Raw genomic sequence first — 15,537 nt, forward strand, 5'->3', positions numbered from 1 at the left:
TTTATATGGACGAACGTGAACGAGCAAGAGCTCGCCGACGTAGAAAAAGACGTCAACAAAAGTCATCTGTGAAGTGGCCCAGAGTTATTCTGGCTATTGTTGTAGTTTTTACTTTGCTCGGTGGGATAGGGTATGGCATATATAGTGGTGTATCTTATGCATATAGAGCAATTGTCGGAACTACTGAAGCTACTGAAGCCGTGATAGATAGTGAAAATAAACAGGACGCAAATACTATATCAGTAGAGCAAAAAGGCTTAGATAAACCTTTATATATTTTGGTTATCGGCACTGATGACAATAATCCTAGTCAAGGTGATAGTCTATTCCTATTATCTGTAAACCTTGATCAAAAAACGATGGACGTTATCGGCATTCCAAGTAATAGTAAAATCGATAATCGTGATCAAACCGATGCGACTATGTTAAATAGTATTTATGAAAAAGGAGGTATTGAACTTACTAAAGCTGTAATTGAGGATATGTTCCATATTTCAATCCCGTATTATGTAGTAGTTAATCAAACTGCCTTCAAGAAAACTAATGATGTGTTAGGAAATCAGCAAATTTATGTAGAACAACCGATGGAACATATTGATGCAGAAGGCAATATAGATATTGATTTGCGACGTGGTTACCAAACTTTAGATAGTAATAATGCCTTAGCGTATTTACGATATTCAGATCCTAAACACGATACCTTTACTCGTGTGCAACGACAAGAAAGATTCCTAAAATTGTGGGTGGAACAAGAACATAATGCATTTTTCTTAACAAACGCATGGCATATTTGGCGTATTTGGGAGCATTTTGATAGTAATATTTCTACTTTAGATGCTATTAAGTTGGTATACAATGCGAGCAAAATTAATAAGGAAGAAATTCACTTCTATATTCTTCCTGGAGAAAAAGAGCTTATAGGTGAAACGACTTATTGGAAGGTAAACCCTACGGAAGCTCAACGTTTAGTGGGTATTACAATGGGTAATTTACCAGCTAATGAAATGACGCAATTTATATCTGCACCAACAAATAGTATGTCGAAAGTTGCACCTGAATCGGAACATAATGGTGGCACTATTACAAAGCCCACAGAACCAGGTGAGGAGAGCGGTAGTAAGCGATAAGATAAGAGGCAATATAATGAAAAAGAAAGAAGATATTAAACAAATTGTATTAGAACTTGCACAAGCTGCATTTGATAAAAAGGGCAGAGATATTGAGATTCTTGATTTAGATGGAATTTCTATGTTAGGTGATTATTTCTTAATTATTAGTGCAAATAATAGTAAGCAATCTCAAAGTATTACTGATGAAATGGAAGATAAAGCAGCCGAATTAGGTATAACAGTACAGCATAGAGAAGGTTATCGTGAAGGTGAATGGATCTTATTGGATTTTGGCGATATAATTTGTCATGTCTTTGGTGGTGATGAATTGCGTGAATTCTACGGTTTAGAAGAATTGTGGAATGACGCTGGTCGAGTTCCATTTGAAGGAGTATAATATGGCTACAGAATTGTTGGAAAATACAATTGCCACATTGAAAGTATTGCGTACTAGTGACCAAGGTGCTTTTCTAGATGGTCAAACAGGTAATACAAATGATGATATTTTGCTTCATAAAGATCAACAAACTTCACCAGTTACTATAGGAGATGAGGTAGAAGTATTTTTATATCGCGATCCAAAGGGGCGTTTAACTGCTTCTATGCGTTTACCAGCTATGAAGGTTGGCCAAATTGGTTATGTTGAGGTCATCAATACGACAAATTTTGGTTGCTTCGTTGAGGTTGGCACAGAACGTGGTATCTTTATGCCTCATGCGGAGATGCGTGGTCGCCCTCAGGTAGGGGAAAAGGTGTGGGTTCGTCTTTATACAGATAAATCTGGCCGTTTTGCGGTCTCCATGGATGTAGATGATGAAATGCGTCGTGCCTCTAAAGCTGCTACTGAAGCTACGGTTGGTCAACTTGTAAAAGGTGCTATCTATAACTTAACGAGTGAGGGGGCATTTTTTATCACTCCTGAGCGTTGGATTGCCTTTTTACATCGTTCTGAAATGACGAGAAAGTTAAAAGTAGGGGAAATGATTGAAGGTCGTATTACTTTCAAACGCGATGATGGTCGTGTCAATGTATCTATGCGCCCTACAAAGGAAAAAGCTCTTGTTTCAGATGGTGATATTATTATGGAATATCTTTTAAATCGCGGTGGAAAGATGCCATATAGTGATGAGTCTTCAGCGATGTTGATTAAAGATAAGTTCAATATTAGTAAGGCTGCTTTCAAACGTGCCTTAGGGCATTTAATGAAAGAGAAAAAAATTGTTCAGGAGGATGGTTGGACATTGCTTACCGACATAGGTCGCCAATGGACACCTCTTGTTAGTGATGAGTCCCAAGATGAGGAATAAAGACGATGAAAATTGTCATTGTAGGCGCTGGTAAGGTTGGTTATTCATTAGCACAACGTCTTATTCAAGACGATCATGATGTATATGTTATCGATCGCTCACCAGAACGCATTCATAATCTTGAAAATACATTAGATGTTAGCCTAGTTTTAGGGAATGGCAGTGATGTTCAATTATTGAATGAAATCGATATGTCTGATGTTGGTATGTTTATTGCTGTTACTGATTCAGATGAGGTTAATATGTTATCCTGTTCGGTAGCTAAAATAAAAGGTGTGCCTACGACTATTGCACGCGTTCGTGATAATAGTGTGGCGGAACATATGGATGAGGAGATACGAGCTCAATTAGGTGTTGATCTTTTTATCAATCCTGAAATGGTTACAGCTCAAGAGTTACTACAAATTTTAGAAACACCATCAGCTATAGATGTTGAGGAGTTCGGTCAGGGTGCTGTGCGCCTTATGGAATTCAAATTGAATAATGAATTTCCTCTATTAGAACAGCCACTAAAAGAAATTCGCTTTCCTGAAGGTGTTCTATTAGTTGGTATTTTGCGCTATGGTGAAATGATTATTCCGCATGGTGAAAGTCGCTTACAGGCTGATGATAGTGTATTTTTCCTAGGTTTGAAAGAGTCCGTTTCTGAAGTGGAGAAACTTTGGTTCCATAATTATAATACATTCTATAAACGGGCTGTAATCATTGGGGCAGGTCTCTTAGGTCGTAACTTAACTGTATTACTAGAAAAAGCTGGTTTTTCTGTGAAGGTTATTGAAAAAGATTTTGACCGTTGTGAGAAACTGGCAAATCAAGTGGATAAAGCCATGGTTATCAATGGGGATGGTACTGATTTTGATTTGCTCGAAGCTGAGGAAATTGCTGATAGCGATGTAATTATTGCTCTAACAGATGATGATAAACTTAACTTACTTGTAGCACTTGTAGGGAAGCATATGGGCATCCCAAAAACCGTTGTTCGTGTGGGACGGCCAGAATATATTATGCTGATGGAGCAAGTAGGTATTGATGTAGTATTTTCTCCACGTTTATTAACTGCAAGTCAAATTTTGCGCTTTGTACGAAGTGGAGAAGGGGTTGTATCTATTTCCACCTTTGAAGGTGGTAAAGCCGAATCTATCGAAATTGAAATTACCAATGAATCACCTGTAGCAGGTAAACAATTGAAAGATATTCGTTTACCTGGGAAGGCCTTAGTAGGTGTAATTTTACGGGAAAATGAAGCTATCGTACCTCGTGGTAATACTCAAATTTTAGATGGTGATCATATCGTTCTCTTTACATTACCTGAATCGGTAAGCAAATTGCTTAAATATCTTACTTAGTAAGGAGGGGCTATGCGAATTCAAATCGTTATGTCCTTAGTGGGTCGGCTACTCTATATATTCGGGGCTTTTACTTTAATCCCCTTTATATATAGTGTCGTATTTGAAACTGCATATTGGTCATTCCTTATAACTACAAGCCTTTCTTTAGTTTTGGGGACATTTTTGTCTTATTACGGTTGTGAAAGTCAAAGCTTTAGTATTCGTGACGGGTTCTTAGTTGTATCCGCTACTTGGATATTTACGGTTATTTTGGGGTCTTTGCCTTTTTTGGGGAGTGGCATATTGACGAATATTTTTGATGCTCTATTTGAAGCCACTTCGGGTATTACTGCAACTGGTGCCACTATTATTTATAGTGTTGATGAGTTACCAAATACATTTGTATTATGGCGTGGTCTTATGCACTGGGTTGGAGGGATGGGGATCATCGTCCTTATCTTATCATTTTTAAAGAATTTAGGAGCAGATGCAGCACATTTCTTTAATGCAGAGGCATCTGTACCAAAGCCTGGTATTGTAATGCCGCGTATTCAATCAATGGCCACCAAGCTTTGGCAGTTGTATATTGCTTTTACTGCTCTTTGCTTTCTTATGCTTTGGGCTGGAGGCATTGAACCTTTTGATGCGTTAAACTATGCCTTTTCTATTATTGCTACGGGTGGATTTGCACCGACATCAGCAGGGGCTTTTATTTATGAACAAAGTAATTATATTTGTTTCGTATTTATATTCTTTATGTTTCTTGCTGGTGGCAATTTCTCTGTGTATTACAATGCACTTCAAAAAGGAATTCGCGTTTTAATTAATGATTTTGAAACACGTATGTACTGGCTTGTAGTGTTTATTGGTATTGCCATTGTATCAATATCTCTAGCATTACAATCTAGCTATTCTAGTCCTTTAGAGATTGTTAGAAATGCTGCCTTTAATTTAGTTTCGCTTCAAACTGGTAGTGGTTTTGCTATTAGTGATTATGATTTGTGGCCTGCTGCAGCACAGATGATGTTATTTATTTGTACATTTTTTGGTGGATGTAGTGGTTCTACAACGGGCGGTGTAAAAATTATACGACTTATTATTTTGATTAAGAGTTCTATAATTTATCTGCGAAAATCAATTCATCCTGATATGGTTCAAGTAGTACGTATTAATGGCAAACCGATGCCTACTAAATGGATCCAGATGACACATCAATTTTTATTTTTATATTTAATGATTTATGTGGTATCTGTTTTTCTAATGACTTGTACTGGTCTTAATACATATGATTCTATGCAAGTGGTCACGGCCTTTCTTAGCAATGTAGGACTAGGGTTTGGTGGCTTTGGTCCTACTGATTCCTTTAATGTTATGCCGGATACTGCTAAATGTATTGCTATTGTAGACATGTTACTAGGTCGTTTGGAGTTATTTACGATTTTAGTTATGCTTCACCCTCAGTTTTGGGAAGGGTATTTTATTAAAAAAGAGGTTCCTAAACGATATCGTATTCTATAGGAGGGCGGGAACTATATGGAAGTTATAAAACGTCCTCTAGGGCTTTATAAAGCAAATTGTTATGTACTTATCAAAGAGGGAAAATCTATAATCATTGATCCGGGCTTTCATTGTAACCACATTATTGATATGGTTGCAGATTCTGAACCTATAGCAGTTTTATTGACACATGGTCATTGTGATCATGTGTCAGCCTTGGATGAAGTATGTACACATTATAATATTCCCGCTTATTTACATCCTTTAGATCAAGAATTGTTACAGTTAATTCGACGGAGACCAAGTGTATATAAGAAAAAAATGTATACACATTGTAATGATTTAGTAGAGGGGCAATTACAGTTAGATTCTTTTAATATAATAGTTCATCATACACCTGGGCATAGTGCTGGATCGGTTTGTTTAGAAATTGAAGGCCATCTATTTACTGGTGATACTTTATTTAAACAAAATGTGGGAAATACAGATAATTATAACAGTAATCCAGCTGATTTGATTAAGAGTTTGAATCATCTTTTAACTTTGTCTAAGGAGTTAATTGTTGAGCCTGGACATAGGGAATCTACTATATTAAAACATGAGGAAGAATTTATTAAAAATATTGTAGTATAGTGTTGACAAAAGTCCTGATAACCGATATACTAAGCAAGTACTTTGGTTACGGCCCCGTGGTGTAGCGGTTAACATGTCGCCCTGTCACGGCGAAGATCGTCAGTTCAAATCTGATCGGGGTCGCCATTTATGCCTCGGTAGCTCAGTTGGTAGAGCAACGGACTGAAAATCCGTGTGTCGACAGTTCGATTCTGTCCTGAGGCACCATTTATATGCGGGAATAGCTCAGCGGTAGAGCACCGCCTTGCCAAGGCGGGGGTCGCGAGTTCGAATCTCGTTTCCCGCTCCAATTTTATATGGCGGCATAGCCAAGCGGTAAGGCAGAGGTCTGCAAAACCTTTATTCCCCAGTTCGATTCTGGGTGCCGCCTCCACAATCGTTACCCATGCCGGGGTGGCGGAACAGGCAGACGCAACGGACTTAAAATCCGTCGGTTGGAAACAACCGTACCGGTTCGATTCCGGTCCTCGGCACCAATTAAGACTAACTTTGGGTTAGTCTTTTTTTCTTATATACAATTAAAACGATTTGTGAAAATTATTACTATAAGTTACGTATAAATATATAAGAGATAGATAAATCTATGAATAAGAAACCTAAGTTATTAATTAGTGAATGCCTATTTGGTGTACCTTGTCGATATGATGGCAAAGACAATTATATAGAAACGATAGAGGCTCTAAAGGAATATTATGAATTAGTACCTGTATGTCCGGAAGTGTTAGGGGGACTTAGTACGCCTCGTGATCCTGCGGAGCGGCAGGGTAAACGTATATGTACTGTTAATGGAGCTGATGTTACAGATGAGTTTGTAAGAGGTGCTCTATTAACAGTTGATATTGCACTAAAATATGGTTGCAAGCAAGCTTTGATGAAGGCGAAAAGTCCTAGCTGTGGATATAAGTGCATTTATGATGGAACTTTTACTAGAACATTGAAAAATGGTCATGGATGTACTGTAGAGGCTCTATTAGAAAAGAATATAAGAATTTATACGGAAAATGATATAGAGCTTTTGCTTGCAGAAAAAAAGAGATGAGTTAAACTCATCTCTTTTTGGTTATATTAAGTTGTTTTACTATTAAAATAACTTAATACAATAGAAAAATAATGGCTACAATATCAATTAAAGACTACTTGTTTGCATTAACAGGATCATTTGCTAATGGTTGTTCACCAAGTAATGTAGTTAAGTTATGTAGATTAAATCGATATTGAGCATTACTAAAATCTCGTGTTGCATCATATCGTTGACTTGGAGCATGCATGAGACCAACTAATGTATCGTATAGCAAATCATTAGTAAAGAATTGATGCTCGTGTTTTGCAAGTACCTCAGCAGTCTGTGGATAGGTTGAGCGATATTGTGGAGATAGGTATACCCAGAATGGAATATGTGTCATAACAAAATCAAATGTATCAGGGTTATGCGATTTGTCTAAACTTTCACCGTGATCGGAGAAATACACCATGGCTTGTAAGTTTAATTTGTCTTTGCCATAATTGTAAATTTGTTGTAATAACCAGTCTGTGTATAATTGGCTGTTAGCATATGCTTCTTGACCATCAGGATACGGACCTTGCTTCCACTTGCTAAATTCATGAGGGTAACGGTCATTGTAATAAATATGACTACCCATAATATGTATAACGATAAAGTTGTTTTTGGTAGGATCTACAGTTTCTAATAATGGCAATAGAGCTTCATCATATCGATCTGAGAATGCATAAGATTCATGGGCCCATTTTGTTGTGTCTGCAGTCTTAGCCATTAATGAAATAGCTGTATCATATTCACCGAATACACCTTGATTGCTAAACCAAGAAGTCGTGTATCCCGCTTTTTTAGCAATATCTAAGATATTGGCTGAATCAAGAAATGGTTTATCATCATATTGATTTCGTTCAGATAGTGCACGCTCCAAGGTTGGTACTGTTTGTACGTACGATGAATAGGCATTATCAAAGAAGACAAAGTCTTTATTGTCCGAACGCATATTGCCTTGCCATGGAGTATCGTCATATGGGAAGTTTGGATTATATACTTTCATATAATCTCGAGAACTAGATTCGCCAATGACTAGAATAATAGTACCAGGTGTTTTGTTCACCGCTGTTTCCTTTGTGTCTAAATTAAAGGAATCAAATACTAAGTGGTGATTATCATTATATTGTTGCATTTGTTTTACATAATCGCCTGCAGCAATCCAGTTCGCCACAATACAGGTTTGAGGGAACAAGAAGAATGGTACATATACTAAAAAAGCTACAAGGGATGCGATGAGCATAGCTGACCGCATAGGACGTGTAGTATTTAAGTTTACTACTGCTTTCATTCCTAAGTTAGACCAGTACAATAAATAAGTCCATAAGATAAGACCAATACTTATTGCTATAAGACCAGGTATTCCAGCTGCATTCTTTAAAAAACCAAATGCTTCTTCTGGATTGGTCATATATACGGCTAGCAGACTGGCTGGCGTTAAGCAATGCCAAGTAGTCATGTAATAGCCAATTTGTAAGAATGGTATTAAGCTCAGAATCATGGAAATGATAGCCATGATTAAGGATGTTGTTTTATGGAAGCGATTTGTTTGGTTCAGTAAAAACTGAATGCCTGATAATCCCATGAAAATTAATAAGCCAAATAAAAAATCATTAGCAAATTCATAGAAGTATAATGGCTTCACATAGGACCAATGGAATAAAAGAGGAAAGGTAAGTGCCCATAAGATTCCGACTAGGCCATACCCTAAAAAAGGCCTGTGGAAAACGGTACACCCCATAAAATATTGAAATAAAAAGGTACCTACAATTGTTGGTACAGCTAAAATCGTAATATCCTCTACATCAAGCCCTAAAGTTATGGGCTCATAAATTAAAAATAAGATGATATATAAAACAATACCTATAATACCAAAGCGAAAAATTGGATTTCGCCCAATTTGCCTCACACTCGATGACATAATAAATCCTCTCTAAAAGGAATACACAATAACGTATCTTTTTTTAATATAAAATAATTACAATAATAAAGATAGCAGATGAGTGTAAAAAAAACAATTATTTGAAAGTACTACTATAAATGCTTTATAATTATATAGTTAAAAACATTTTTTCTGAGGATTGGGTTTTATGGGAGATTATAACTACAAGTTGGACGTTTTTGAAGGTCCCCTTGATCTGCTCTTGCATCTCATTGAAAAACATAAAATAGAAATTACCGATATTCCTATCGTTGAAATAACGAGTCAATACTTGGCATATTTAGACAATTGGAACCATTTTGATATTCATTATAGTAGTGAATTTCTTGTTATGGCATCTACCTTATTACAGATTAAATCACGCATGTTATTACCTAAGGCTGAACCTGAGCCTGATGAAGCAGAGGATCCACGTGATGAGTTGGTAGCAAAATTAGTAGAATTTAAGAAAATTAAGGATATTACATCTCTATTAATGGAGCGTACCGCTGTATCTGCGAATATATTTAGTCGTCCTGAAGAAACGAGTGTGCTTGGATTAGATAGTGTATATAATTTGGAACTTTCACAGTTATATCAAATTTTTTATCAAACTATAAAACGAGCTAAAGTGTTATCAGAAGAAGAGACGATTCGTGAGGTAAAGGTTGAAAAGGATACGTATAGTTTAGAGGACATGATTATATCCTTGTCTAGTCGTATACATCGTGGCGAATGTCTATATTTTAGGGAGTTATTAGTAGCAATTGAAACGAAAAGTGGTATGGTAACCATCTTTATGGCTGTTTTAGAATTGTTAAAACAACAAGTTATGGAAATGCGTTATGAAGATGATGATATTATATTCACTGCTATCTTAGAGCGGGCCGTGTAGAAAGGGGGCTATATGAGCTTACCAACAATGCATTTAGAAGCCGTTTTGTTTTCATCGGCAAAGCCTATATCGATAGATATGTTAGCAGAAGTGTTTGGGCTTTCCACAGAGGAGACACAAAAATATATAGAAGAATTACAATGTGAACTAGAAGAACAGAATCGAGGTATTCGAATACGTATATCTGGAGCCGGTGTTGAATTAGTAAGCGCTGTTGAATGTGCTGATTATGTTGGGCATATTCGTAAAAGAGAAGATAAATTATCTAATGCGGCTATGGAAACATTAGCTGTTATCGCCTATAAGCAGCCTATTACAAAGGCTGAAATCGAAGAGGTGCGCGGTGTAAATAGCGATAAAATTATAAAACAATTATTGACTCGATCTCTTATAGCTGAATTAGGTCATAAGGATACTGTAGGTAGACCGATTCTATATGGCACGACTGATGAATTTTTGAGAAGTGCTGGTGTAGAATCGATAGAAGCCTTACATCAAGAAGTTTCGGAAACAGAAGGGTAGCATGGAACGATTACAAAAATATATTGCCAGTTGTGGTATTGCATCACGGCGTAAGGCAGAAGAACTAATTACAGAAGGTAAAGTACAGGTCAATGGTCGCAAGGTAACCGAATTAGGGGTCAAAATTAATCCACAAAAAGATAAGGTTAAGGTTAATGGGCAATTATTGGCTCAAGAGAAACCAGTATATTATTTGTTAAATAAGCCAAAGGGGGTCATTACATCTGTGTCTGACCCTCAAGGTCGAGAAACGGTTTTAGATTATATAAAAAATGAAACGAAACGAATTTACCCTATTGGTCGTCTCGATTTATATACAGAAGGTTTGTTACTGCTTACGAATGATGGAGAGTTTGCACAAAATCTAACGCATCCATCTAAAGGCGTGGAAAAGACTTATGAAGTTCGTATCAAAGGTCGTGTTCGCGATGATGATTTGCAAATTATTGCAAATGGTGTAGAGCTTGAAGATGGTATAACTGCACCTGCAACAATTGTAGATTTAGGTTTTGATGATCATAATGGTGTACATGAAGTAGAAATTACAATTCATGAAGGTCGTAATCGTCAAGTTCGTCGTATGTTTGAACACTTTGGCTATCGTATTCATAATTTAAAACGCATTGCGTATGCTGGTCTTACTTTAGGTGGTGTGAAACGAGGCGCTTCTCGTCAACTAACAATTCGTGAAGTAAAAGCGCTAAAAGCATTGGGGACAGATAAGGCATGAAGCAAATCATAGTCATTGGCGGTGGTGCGGCAGGTCTAATGGCAGCTGTTATAGCAGGCCGTGAAGGAGCACGCGTCATTTTATTGGAAAAAATGAATATGGTTGGCAAGAAAATGGGCATTACCGGTAAAGGTCGCTGTAATATTACGAATAGTGCAGATATGGCCGAATTTATAAAAAATACGCCTGGTAATGGTAAGTTCTTGTACGGTGCCTATGAACGCTTTAGTAATGAAGATCTTCTGGACCTATTGCATAGCTGGGGGTTAAAAACTAAAGTAGAACGTGGGGGACGAGTGTTTCCTGAATCCGATTCTGCATTAGAAGTACGCAATATCTTTATGAAAATTCTAAAAAAGTATAATGTTCAAGTTCACTTAAATGAACCTGTTACATCGATTACTGTAAAGGATAATCGTGTAGTTGGTGTTACAACGGATAAGGAACAATATGCTTGTGATGCTGCTATCATTTGTACTGGTGGCGCCTCCTATCCATTGACCGGTTCTACTGGTGATGGTTACGTTTTAGCCGAAAAAGTGGGACATACTATTACTGATATTCGTCCATCCTTGGTACCTATCGTTACAAACGAAATGTGGGTAAAGGAAATTATGGGGCTTAGTCTTCGTAATGTTGAGGTTTCTGTAGTTTCTAAAAATAAGGTGCAAGCTAAACAATTTGGGGAGATGATGTTTACCCATTTTGGTCTTACGGGGCCTACAATTCTATCGTTAAGTCACACGGTAGGTAAGTTGCTTCGGAAGAAGAATCCTCAAATTACTATTGAAATTAATCTTAAGCCTGCCTTGACTGCAGAAGTATTGAACAAGCGCTTGCAAAAGGACTTTGATTTATACTCAAAAAAACAATTGGCTAATGGTATGAAGGATTTATTGCCGGTGAATCTTATTCCAATTGTTATAAAGCTTGCTGAGCTAGATTCTACTAAACCAATTAATCAAATTACAAAGGAAGAGCGTTTGCGCTTATGTCATGTGTTGCAACATATGACATTAACAGTTAAGGCATTACGACCAGTAGCGGAGGCTATTGTAACAGCTGGTGGTATTTCCTTAAAAGAATTTAATCCTAAAACTATGGAGTCTAAATTGATTGGCGGTTTATATGGTGCTGGCGAAGTACTAGACATTGATGCTTTTACAGGAGGCTATAATTTACAAGCTGCCTTTTCCACAGGCTATGTGGCGGCTATGCATGCCGTACACGGTGATGAAGAATAGAGGTTATTATGAGCACTAAAAAAATTGCCATTGCTATTGATGGTCCTGCTGGGGCTGGTAAAAGTAGCATTTCTAAAGTAGTGGCGAATGAATTAGGGTATTTATATATCGATACAGGTTCCATGTATCGCGGTGTTACATGGGCAGTTCTTGATAGTCAAATCGATGTTAAGGATCAAGCTGCTGTAGAAGCTTTATTACCTTCTTTAAATTTGACTTTAGAGCCTACTGCAACAGCATGCAAGGTCTATATTAAAGGTAAAGATGTTACATCATTAATTCGCCAGCAGCAAATTAATGATAATGTATCGGCTATAGCTTCTTATAAAGGGGTTCGACAATATTTGGTAGAACGCCAACAAGAGATGGCCGCCGTTGGTGGAGTTATATTAGATGGACGTGATATCGGTTCTGTCGTATTACCTAATGCAGAGCTAAAAATTTATTTAACCGCTTCTGTAGATGCACGTGCAAAACGTAGATGGTTAGAAGTACAAGGTACATCAAACGAGCAAACACTAGACGAAATTAAAAAGAATGTTGTTAGTCGTGATGAAATGGATAAAAATCGTGAAGAGTCTCCACTAGTATGCGTTGAAGATGCAGTGGTTATAGACTCTAGTAATATGAATTTCGATGAAACTGTGGCATATATATTGAATTTAGTACAGGAGACAATCAATCATGAATAAATTTTCTACCTGGTTATGGCGTACCGCTTTTTGGTTTCGCTATAAGGTAGGGTATGGGTTGAAAGTATATGGTCGCGATAATTTTCCAATGGAAGGACCCGTTATCGTGGTGCCTAATCATTTAAGTAATAACGATCCCCCTATCTGTGGCTATGCTTTGCCTAGACATGTACACTTTATGGCTAAACAAGAATTATTTGTGAATCCCATTTCACGTTTTTTTTGTACATGGCTTGGTGCATTTCCGTTAAATCGCGGTGCTATTGATAAAGTTGCTATTCGTCATGCCATGGGACTACTTAAAGACAATAAGGTTTTAGGCATATTTGCAGAAGGAAATCGTCAAAAAAGTGGTAAACTTGGTAAATTCCATGATGGTGCAGCATCAATTGCTCTTAGAACAGGTGTTAGCATAGTGCCTGTTGCTATCATTGGCTCTCACAATATGGAACGTAATAAAGTGGCTTGTATTATTGGTAAACCGATTCCAGTTGAAAAAGCTAAAGTGACTCCAGAAGCGATTCAAAAAGTAAATGATAGTGTTAAAAGTGAAATCCAACGAATGATAGATTCTTATCATAACAATTGTATAGAGGAGACTTTATGGAAATAATTTTGGCTGAAAACCATGGTTTTTGCTATGGTGTAAAACGGGCTGTTGAAATGGCAAATGAAGCTGCAAATAACGATGGTAAAAGCTATACATTAGGTCCTATTATTCATAATCCTCAAGTTGTAGGTCGTCTTGAAGACAAAGGGGTAAGCCCTGTTCAAGAAGTGTCTGATATCGTTGAAGGCACAATGATTATTCGCTCTCATGGTGTAGGACCTGCTATTTACGAAGAGGCAGAAGAAAAAGGATTACATGTTGTGGATGCCACATGTCCATATGTAAAAAAAGCACAGCAAGATGCAAAGTCTGTTATAGATGAAGGTATGACTTTGGTGATTTTGGGAGAAAAAAACCATCCTGAGGTCAAAAGCATTAATTTATGGGCAAATAACGAAGGAATAATCATCGAAGATGAAGAATCCGCCCAAAAACTACAAGTTGTGGAAAAAATGGGCGTTGTTGTACAAACAACCTTTTCACAATTCAAATTTAACAGTATAATAGACATATTAGAGAAAAAATCTAAGAATCTTAAGGTTTTCAAAACGATATGCAATGCAACGCAAGAACGACAGAATTCTGCCGTTGATTTAGCACGTAATGTAGATCTTATGATAGTGATAGGCGGTAAGAACAGCGGCAACACAAACCGATTGGCAGAGGTTTGTCGTGACGTTGGATGTGCAACGTATCACATTGAAACTTCTACTGAATTACAACTGGAATGGTTTAACCGAGTACAGACGGTAGGAGTAACAGCAGGAGCATCGACTCCCGACTGGATTATTAAGGAGGTCATTGAGACAATGAAAGATTTTGCAGAATTATTAGCAGCCGAAGGTCAAGAAGAATTTAAGAAAGGGAACGTTGTAGAAGGTACAGTAGTTCAAGTCGAAGATGAACGAGCTTATGTATCTTTTGGCTACAAAACTGAAGCCATTTTGAACAGAACTGAAATTTCTTATCCAGCACCAGAATCTGCCAAAGATGTGTTAAAAAATGGTGATGAAATTAAAGCAGTTATCATGAATCACATCAAAGAAGATAATCCTATTTATCTTTCCATGACTCGCTTGGCTAAAGATGAAGATTGGCAATATGTTATCGAAGCACAAGAAAAAGATGAAGCTATCGTATGTAAAGGTATTGATGCTATCCCAGCAGGTTTAGTAGTAACAGTTAAATCCCTTCGTGGTTTCATTCCATTGTCCCAAGGTGATGTTCATTTCGTGAAATCCTTGGACAACTTGGTTGGTACAGAATTTGAAGCTAAAGTACTTGAAATCGATGAAAAGAAAAACCGTTTGGTTCTTTCTCGTCGTGCAGTATTGGAAGTGGAACGTCAAGCTAAATTAGCTGAAGCATTGAAAAATATCAACGTTGGCGAAAACTATAAAGGTATCGTTCGTAAAATCATGCCTTATGGTGCATTCGTAGATATCGGCGGTATTGAAGGTTTACTTCACATTTCCGATATTTCTTGGCAAAAAATCAAAAAAGTGGAAGATGTTCTTTCCGTTGGCCAAGAAATCGAAGTTAAATTACAATCCTTCGACGCTGAAAGCAATAAATTATCCTTGTCCTTAAAAGCTTTATCTAAGAGCCCATGGGACGTTGCTGAAGAAACATTGCATGTTGGCGATGTTATTAACGGCAAAGTTGTTCGTTTAGTAGCTTACGGTGCATTCGTAGCTGTTAATGACGACATCCAAGGTTTACTTCACATTTCCCAAATTACAAAACAACGTAATGCGAAAGTTGAAGATTACTTGAACCGTGGTCAAGAAGTTGAAGTTAAAATCATTTCTCTTAACAAAGATGAAAAGAAATTGGGTTTGGCTTTGACTGAGTTGATGGAATCAAAAGAAACTGCAGAAGACGCTGAATAATTCATTGTCTAATAAAAGGCTAGCCAAGGTTTCCTTGGTTAGCCTTTTTGCGTACTTTACTTAGAATATGATAAAATATAGTAATGTATTAGATTAGATAATGAGGTGAAAC

15 protein-coding genes and 5 tRNA genes are annotated in these 15,537 nt (G+C 37.1%); 19 read left to right on the plus strand and 1 reads right to left on the minus strand.

Going from position 1 to position 15,537, the window contains the following annotated elements; translation table 11 throughout:
* The first annotated feature begins 5 nt into the window (after window positions 1-5).
* From VPAR_RS04120 to VPAR_RS04175, 12 genes are all read left to right on the plus strand, one after another.
* Window positions 6-1,127 (plus strand): LCP family protein, encoded by a 1,122-nt coding sequence (locus VPAR_RS04120; protein WP_012864287.1) that lies wholly within the window; start codon window positions 6-8, stop codon window positions 1,125-1,127.
* Between the two features lie 16 nt (window positions 1,128-1,143).
* Complete coding sequence (gene rsfS, locus VPAR_RS04125) at window positions 1,144-1,506, plus strand: ribosome silencing factor (protein WP_012864288.1); 363 nt, start codon at window positions 1,144-1,146, stop codon at window positions 1,504-1,506.
* A 1-nt stretch (window position 1,507) separates the two neighbouring features.
* Window positions 1,508-2,416, plus strand: a complete 909-nt coding sequence (locus tag VPAR_RS04130) for a CvfB family protein (protein WP_004693192.1) — start codon at window positions 1,508-1,510, stop codon at window positions 2,414-2,416.
* 5 nt (window positions 2,417-2,421) lie between these two features.
* Window positions 2,422-3,762: a Trk system potassium transporter TrkA gene (trkA, locus tag VPAR_RS04135; RefSeq protein ID WP_008600796.1), complete on the plus strand. Its 1,341-nt coding sequence runs from the start codon at window positions 2,422-2,424 to the stop codon at window positions 3,760-3,762.
* A gap of 12 nt (window positions 3,763-3,774) precedes the next feature.
* The gene (locus tag VPAR_RS04140) at window positions 3,775-5,262 is read left to right on the plus strand and encodes a TrkH family potassium uptake protein (protein WP_012864289.1); all 1,488 of its coding nucleotides are present in this window, start codon (window positions 3,775-3,777) and stop codon (window positions 5,260-5,262) included.
* Between the two features lie 15 nt (window positions 5,263-5,277).
* A complete protein-coding gene (locus VPAR_RS04145) occupies window positions 5,278-5,874 on the plus strand; it encodes an MBL fold metallo-hydrolase (RefSeq protein WP_012864290.1) in 597 nt (198 codons plus the stop codon).
* 50 nt (window positions 5,875-5,924) lie between these two features.
* Window positions 5,925-6,000: transfer RNA gene (locus tag VPAR_RS04150), tRNA-Asp, on the plus strand.
* 5 nt (window positions 6,001-6,005) lie between these two features.
* Window positions 6,006-6,081: transfer RNA gene (locus VPAR_RS04155), tRNA-Phe, on the plus strand.
* A 7-nt stretch (window positions 6,082-6,088) separates the two neighbouring features.
* A tRNA-Gly gene (locus VPAR_RS04160) sits at window positions 6,089-6,163 on the plus strand.
* Between the two features lie 9 nt (window positions 6,164-6,172).
* A tRNA-Cys gene (locus tag VPAR_RS04165) sits at window positions 6,173-6,247 on the plus strand.
* Between the two features lie 14 nt (window positions 6,248-6,261).
* Window positions 6,262-6,350, plus strand: a tRNA-Leu gene (locus VPAR_RS04170).
* A gap of 107 nt (window positions 6,351-6,457) precedes the next feature.
* Window positions 6,458-6,913 (plus strand): 2-thiouracil desulfurase family protein, encoded by a 456-nt coding sequence (locus tag VPAR_RS04175; protein ID WP_012864291.1) that lies wholly within the window; start codon window positions 6,458-6,460, stop codon window positions 6,911-6,913.
* Window positions 6,914-7,007: 94 nt separating this feature from the next.
* Here the strand turns inward: VPAR_RS04175 and VPAR_RS04180 are convergent, their stop codons facing one another.
* The gene (locus tag VPAR_RS04180; RefSeq protein ID WP_004693202.1) at window positions 7,008-8,840 is read right to left on the minus strand and encodes a phosphoethanolamine transferase; all 1,833 of its coding nucleotides are present in this window, start codon (window positions 8,838-8,840) and stop codon (window positions 7,008-7,010) included.
* 169 nt (window positions 8,841-9,009) lie between these two features.
* On the opposite strand from VPAR_RS04180, the gene VPAR_RS04185 reads away from it, so the two are divergent.
* Genes VPAR_RS04185 through VPAR_RS04215 form a run of 7 tightly spaced genes read left to right on the plus strand, consistent with a single transcriptional unit; the run spans window position 9,010 to window position 15,425 of the window.
* Window positions 9,010-9,735, plus strand: coding sequence for a segregation and condensation protein A (locus tag VPAR_RS04185; protein WP_012864292.1), 726 nt, complete (start codon window positions 9,010-9,012; stop codon window positions 9,733-9,735).
* Between the two features lie 12 nt (window positions 9,736-9,747).
* On the plus strand, window positions 9,748-10,257 hold the full coding sequence (scpB, locus tag VPAR_RS04190) for an SMC-Scp complex subunit ScpB (RefSeq protein WP_012864293.1): 510 nt from the start codon (window positions 9,748-9,750) through the stop codon (window positions 10,255-10,257).
* A 1-nt stretch (window position 10,258) separates the two neighbouring features.
* Window positions 10,259-10,987 (plus strand): pseudouridine synthase, encoded by a 729-nt coding sequence (locus VPAR_RS04195; RefSeq protein ID WP_012864294.1) that lies wholly within the window; start codon window positions 10,259-10,261, stop codon window positions 10,985-10,987.
* Window positions 10,984-12,231 carry a BaiN/RdsA family NAD(P)/FAD-dependent oxidoreductase gene (locus tag VPAR_RS04200; protein WP_012864295.1) on the plus strand — a complete coding sequence of 416 codons (1,248 nt, stop codon included), beginning with the start codon at window positions 10,984-10,986 and terminating at the stop codon, window positions 12,229-12,231. The genes VPAR_RS04195 and VPAR_RS04200 overlap by 4 nt, the downstream gene beginning before the upstream one ends.
* Window positions 12,232-12,239: 8 nt before the next feature.
* Complete coding sequence (gene cmk, locus VPAR_RS04205; protein ID WP_012864296.1) at window positions 12,240-12,923, plus strand: (d)CMP kinase; 684 nt, start codon at window positions 12,240-12,242, stop codon at window positions 12,921-12,923.
* Window positions 12,916-13,536, plus strand: a complete 621-nt coding sequence (locus tag VPAR_RS04210) for a lysophospholipid acyltransferase family protein (RefSeq protein WP_012864297.1) — start codon at window positions 12,916-12,918, stop codon at window positions 13,534-13,536. Before cmk ends, VPAR_RS04210 begins: the two co-directional genes overlap by 8 nt.
* Window positions 13,527-15,425 (plus strand): bifunctional 4-hydroxy-3-methylbut-2-enyl diphosphate reductase/30S ribosomal protein S1, encoded by a 1,899-nt coding sequence (locus VPAR_RS04215; RefSeq protein WP_012864298.1) that lies wholly within the window; start codon window positions 13,527-13,529, stop codon window positions 15,423-15,425. Before VPAR_RS04210 ends, VPAR_RS04215 begins: the two co-directional genes overlap by 10 nt.
* Window positions 15,426-15,537 lie beyond the last annotated feature (112 nt).

The organism is Veillonella parvula DSM 2008, from assembly GCF_000024945.1.
GTDB classification, from domain to species: Bacteria; Bacillota; Negativicutes; order Veillonellales; family Veillonellaceae; genus Veillonella; species Veillonella parvula.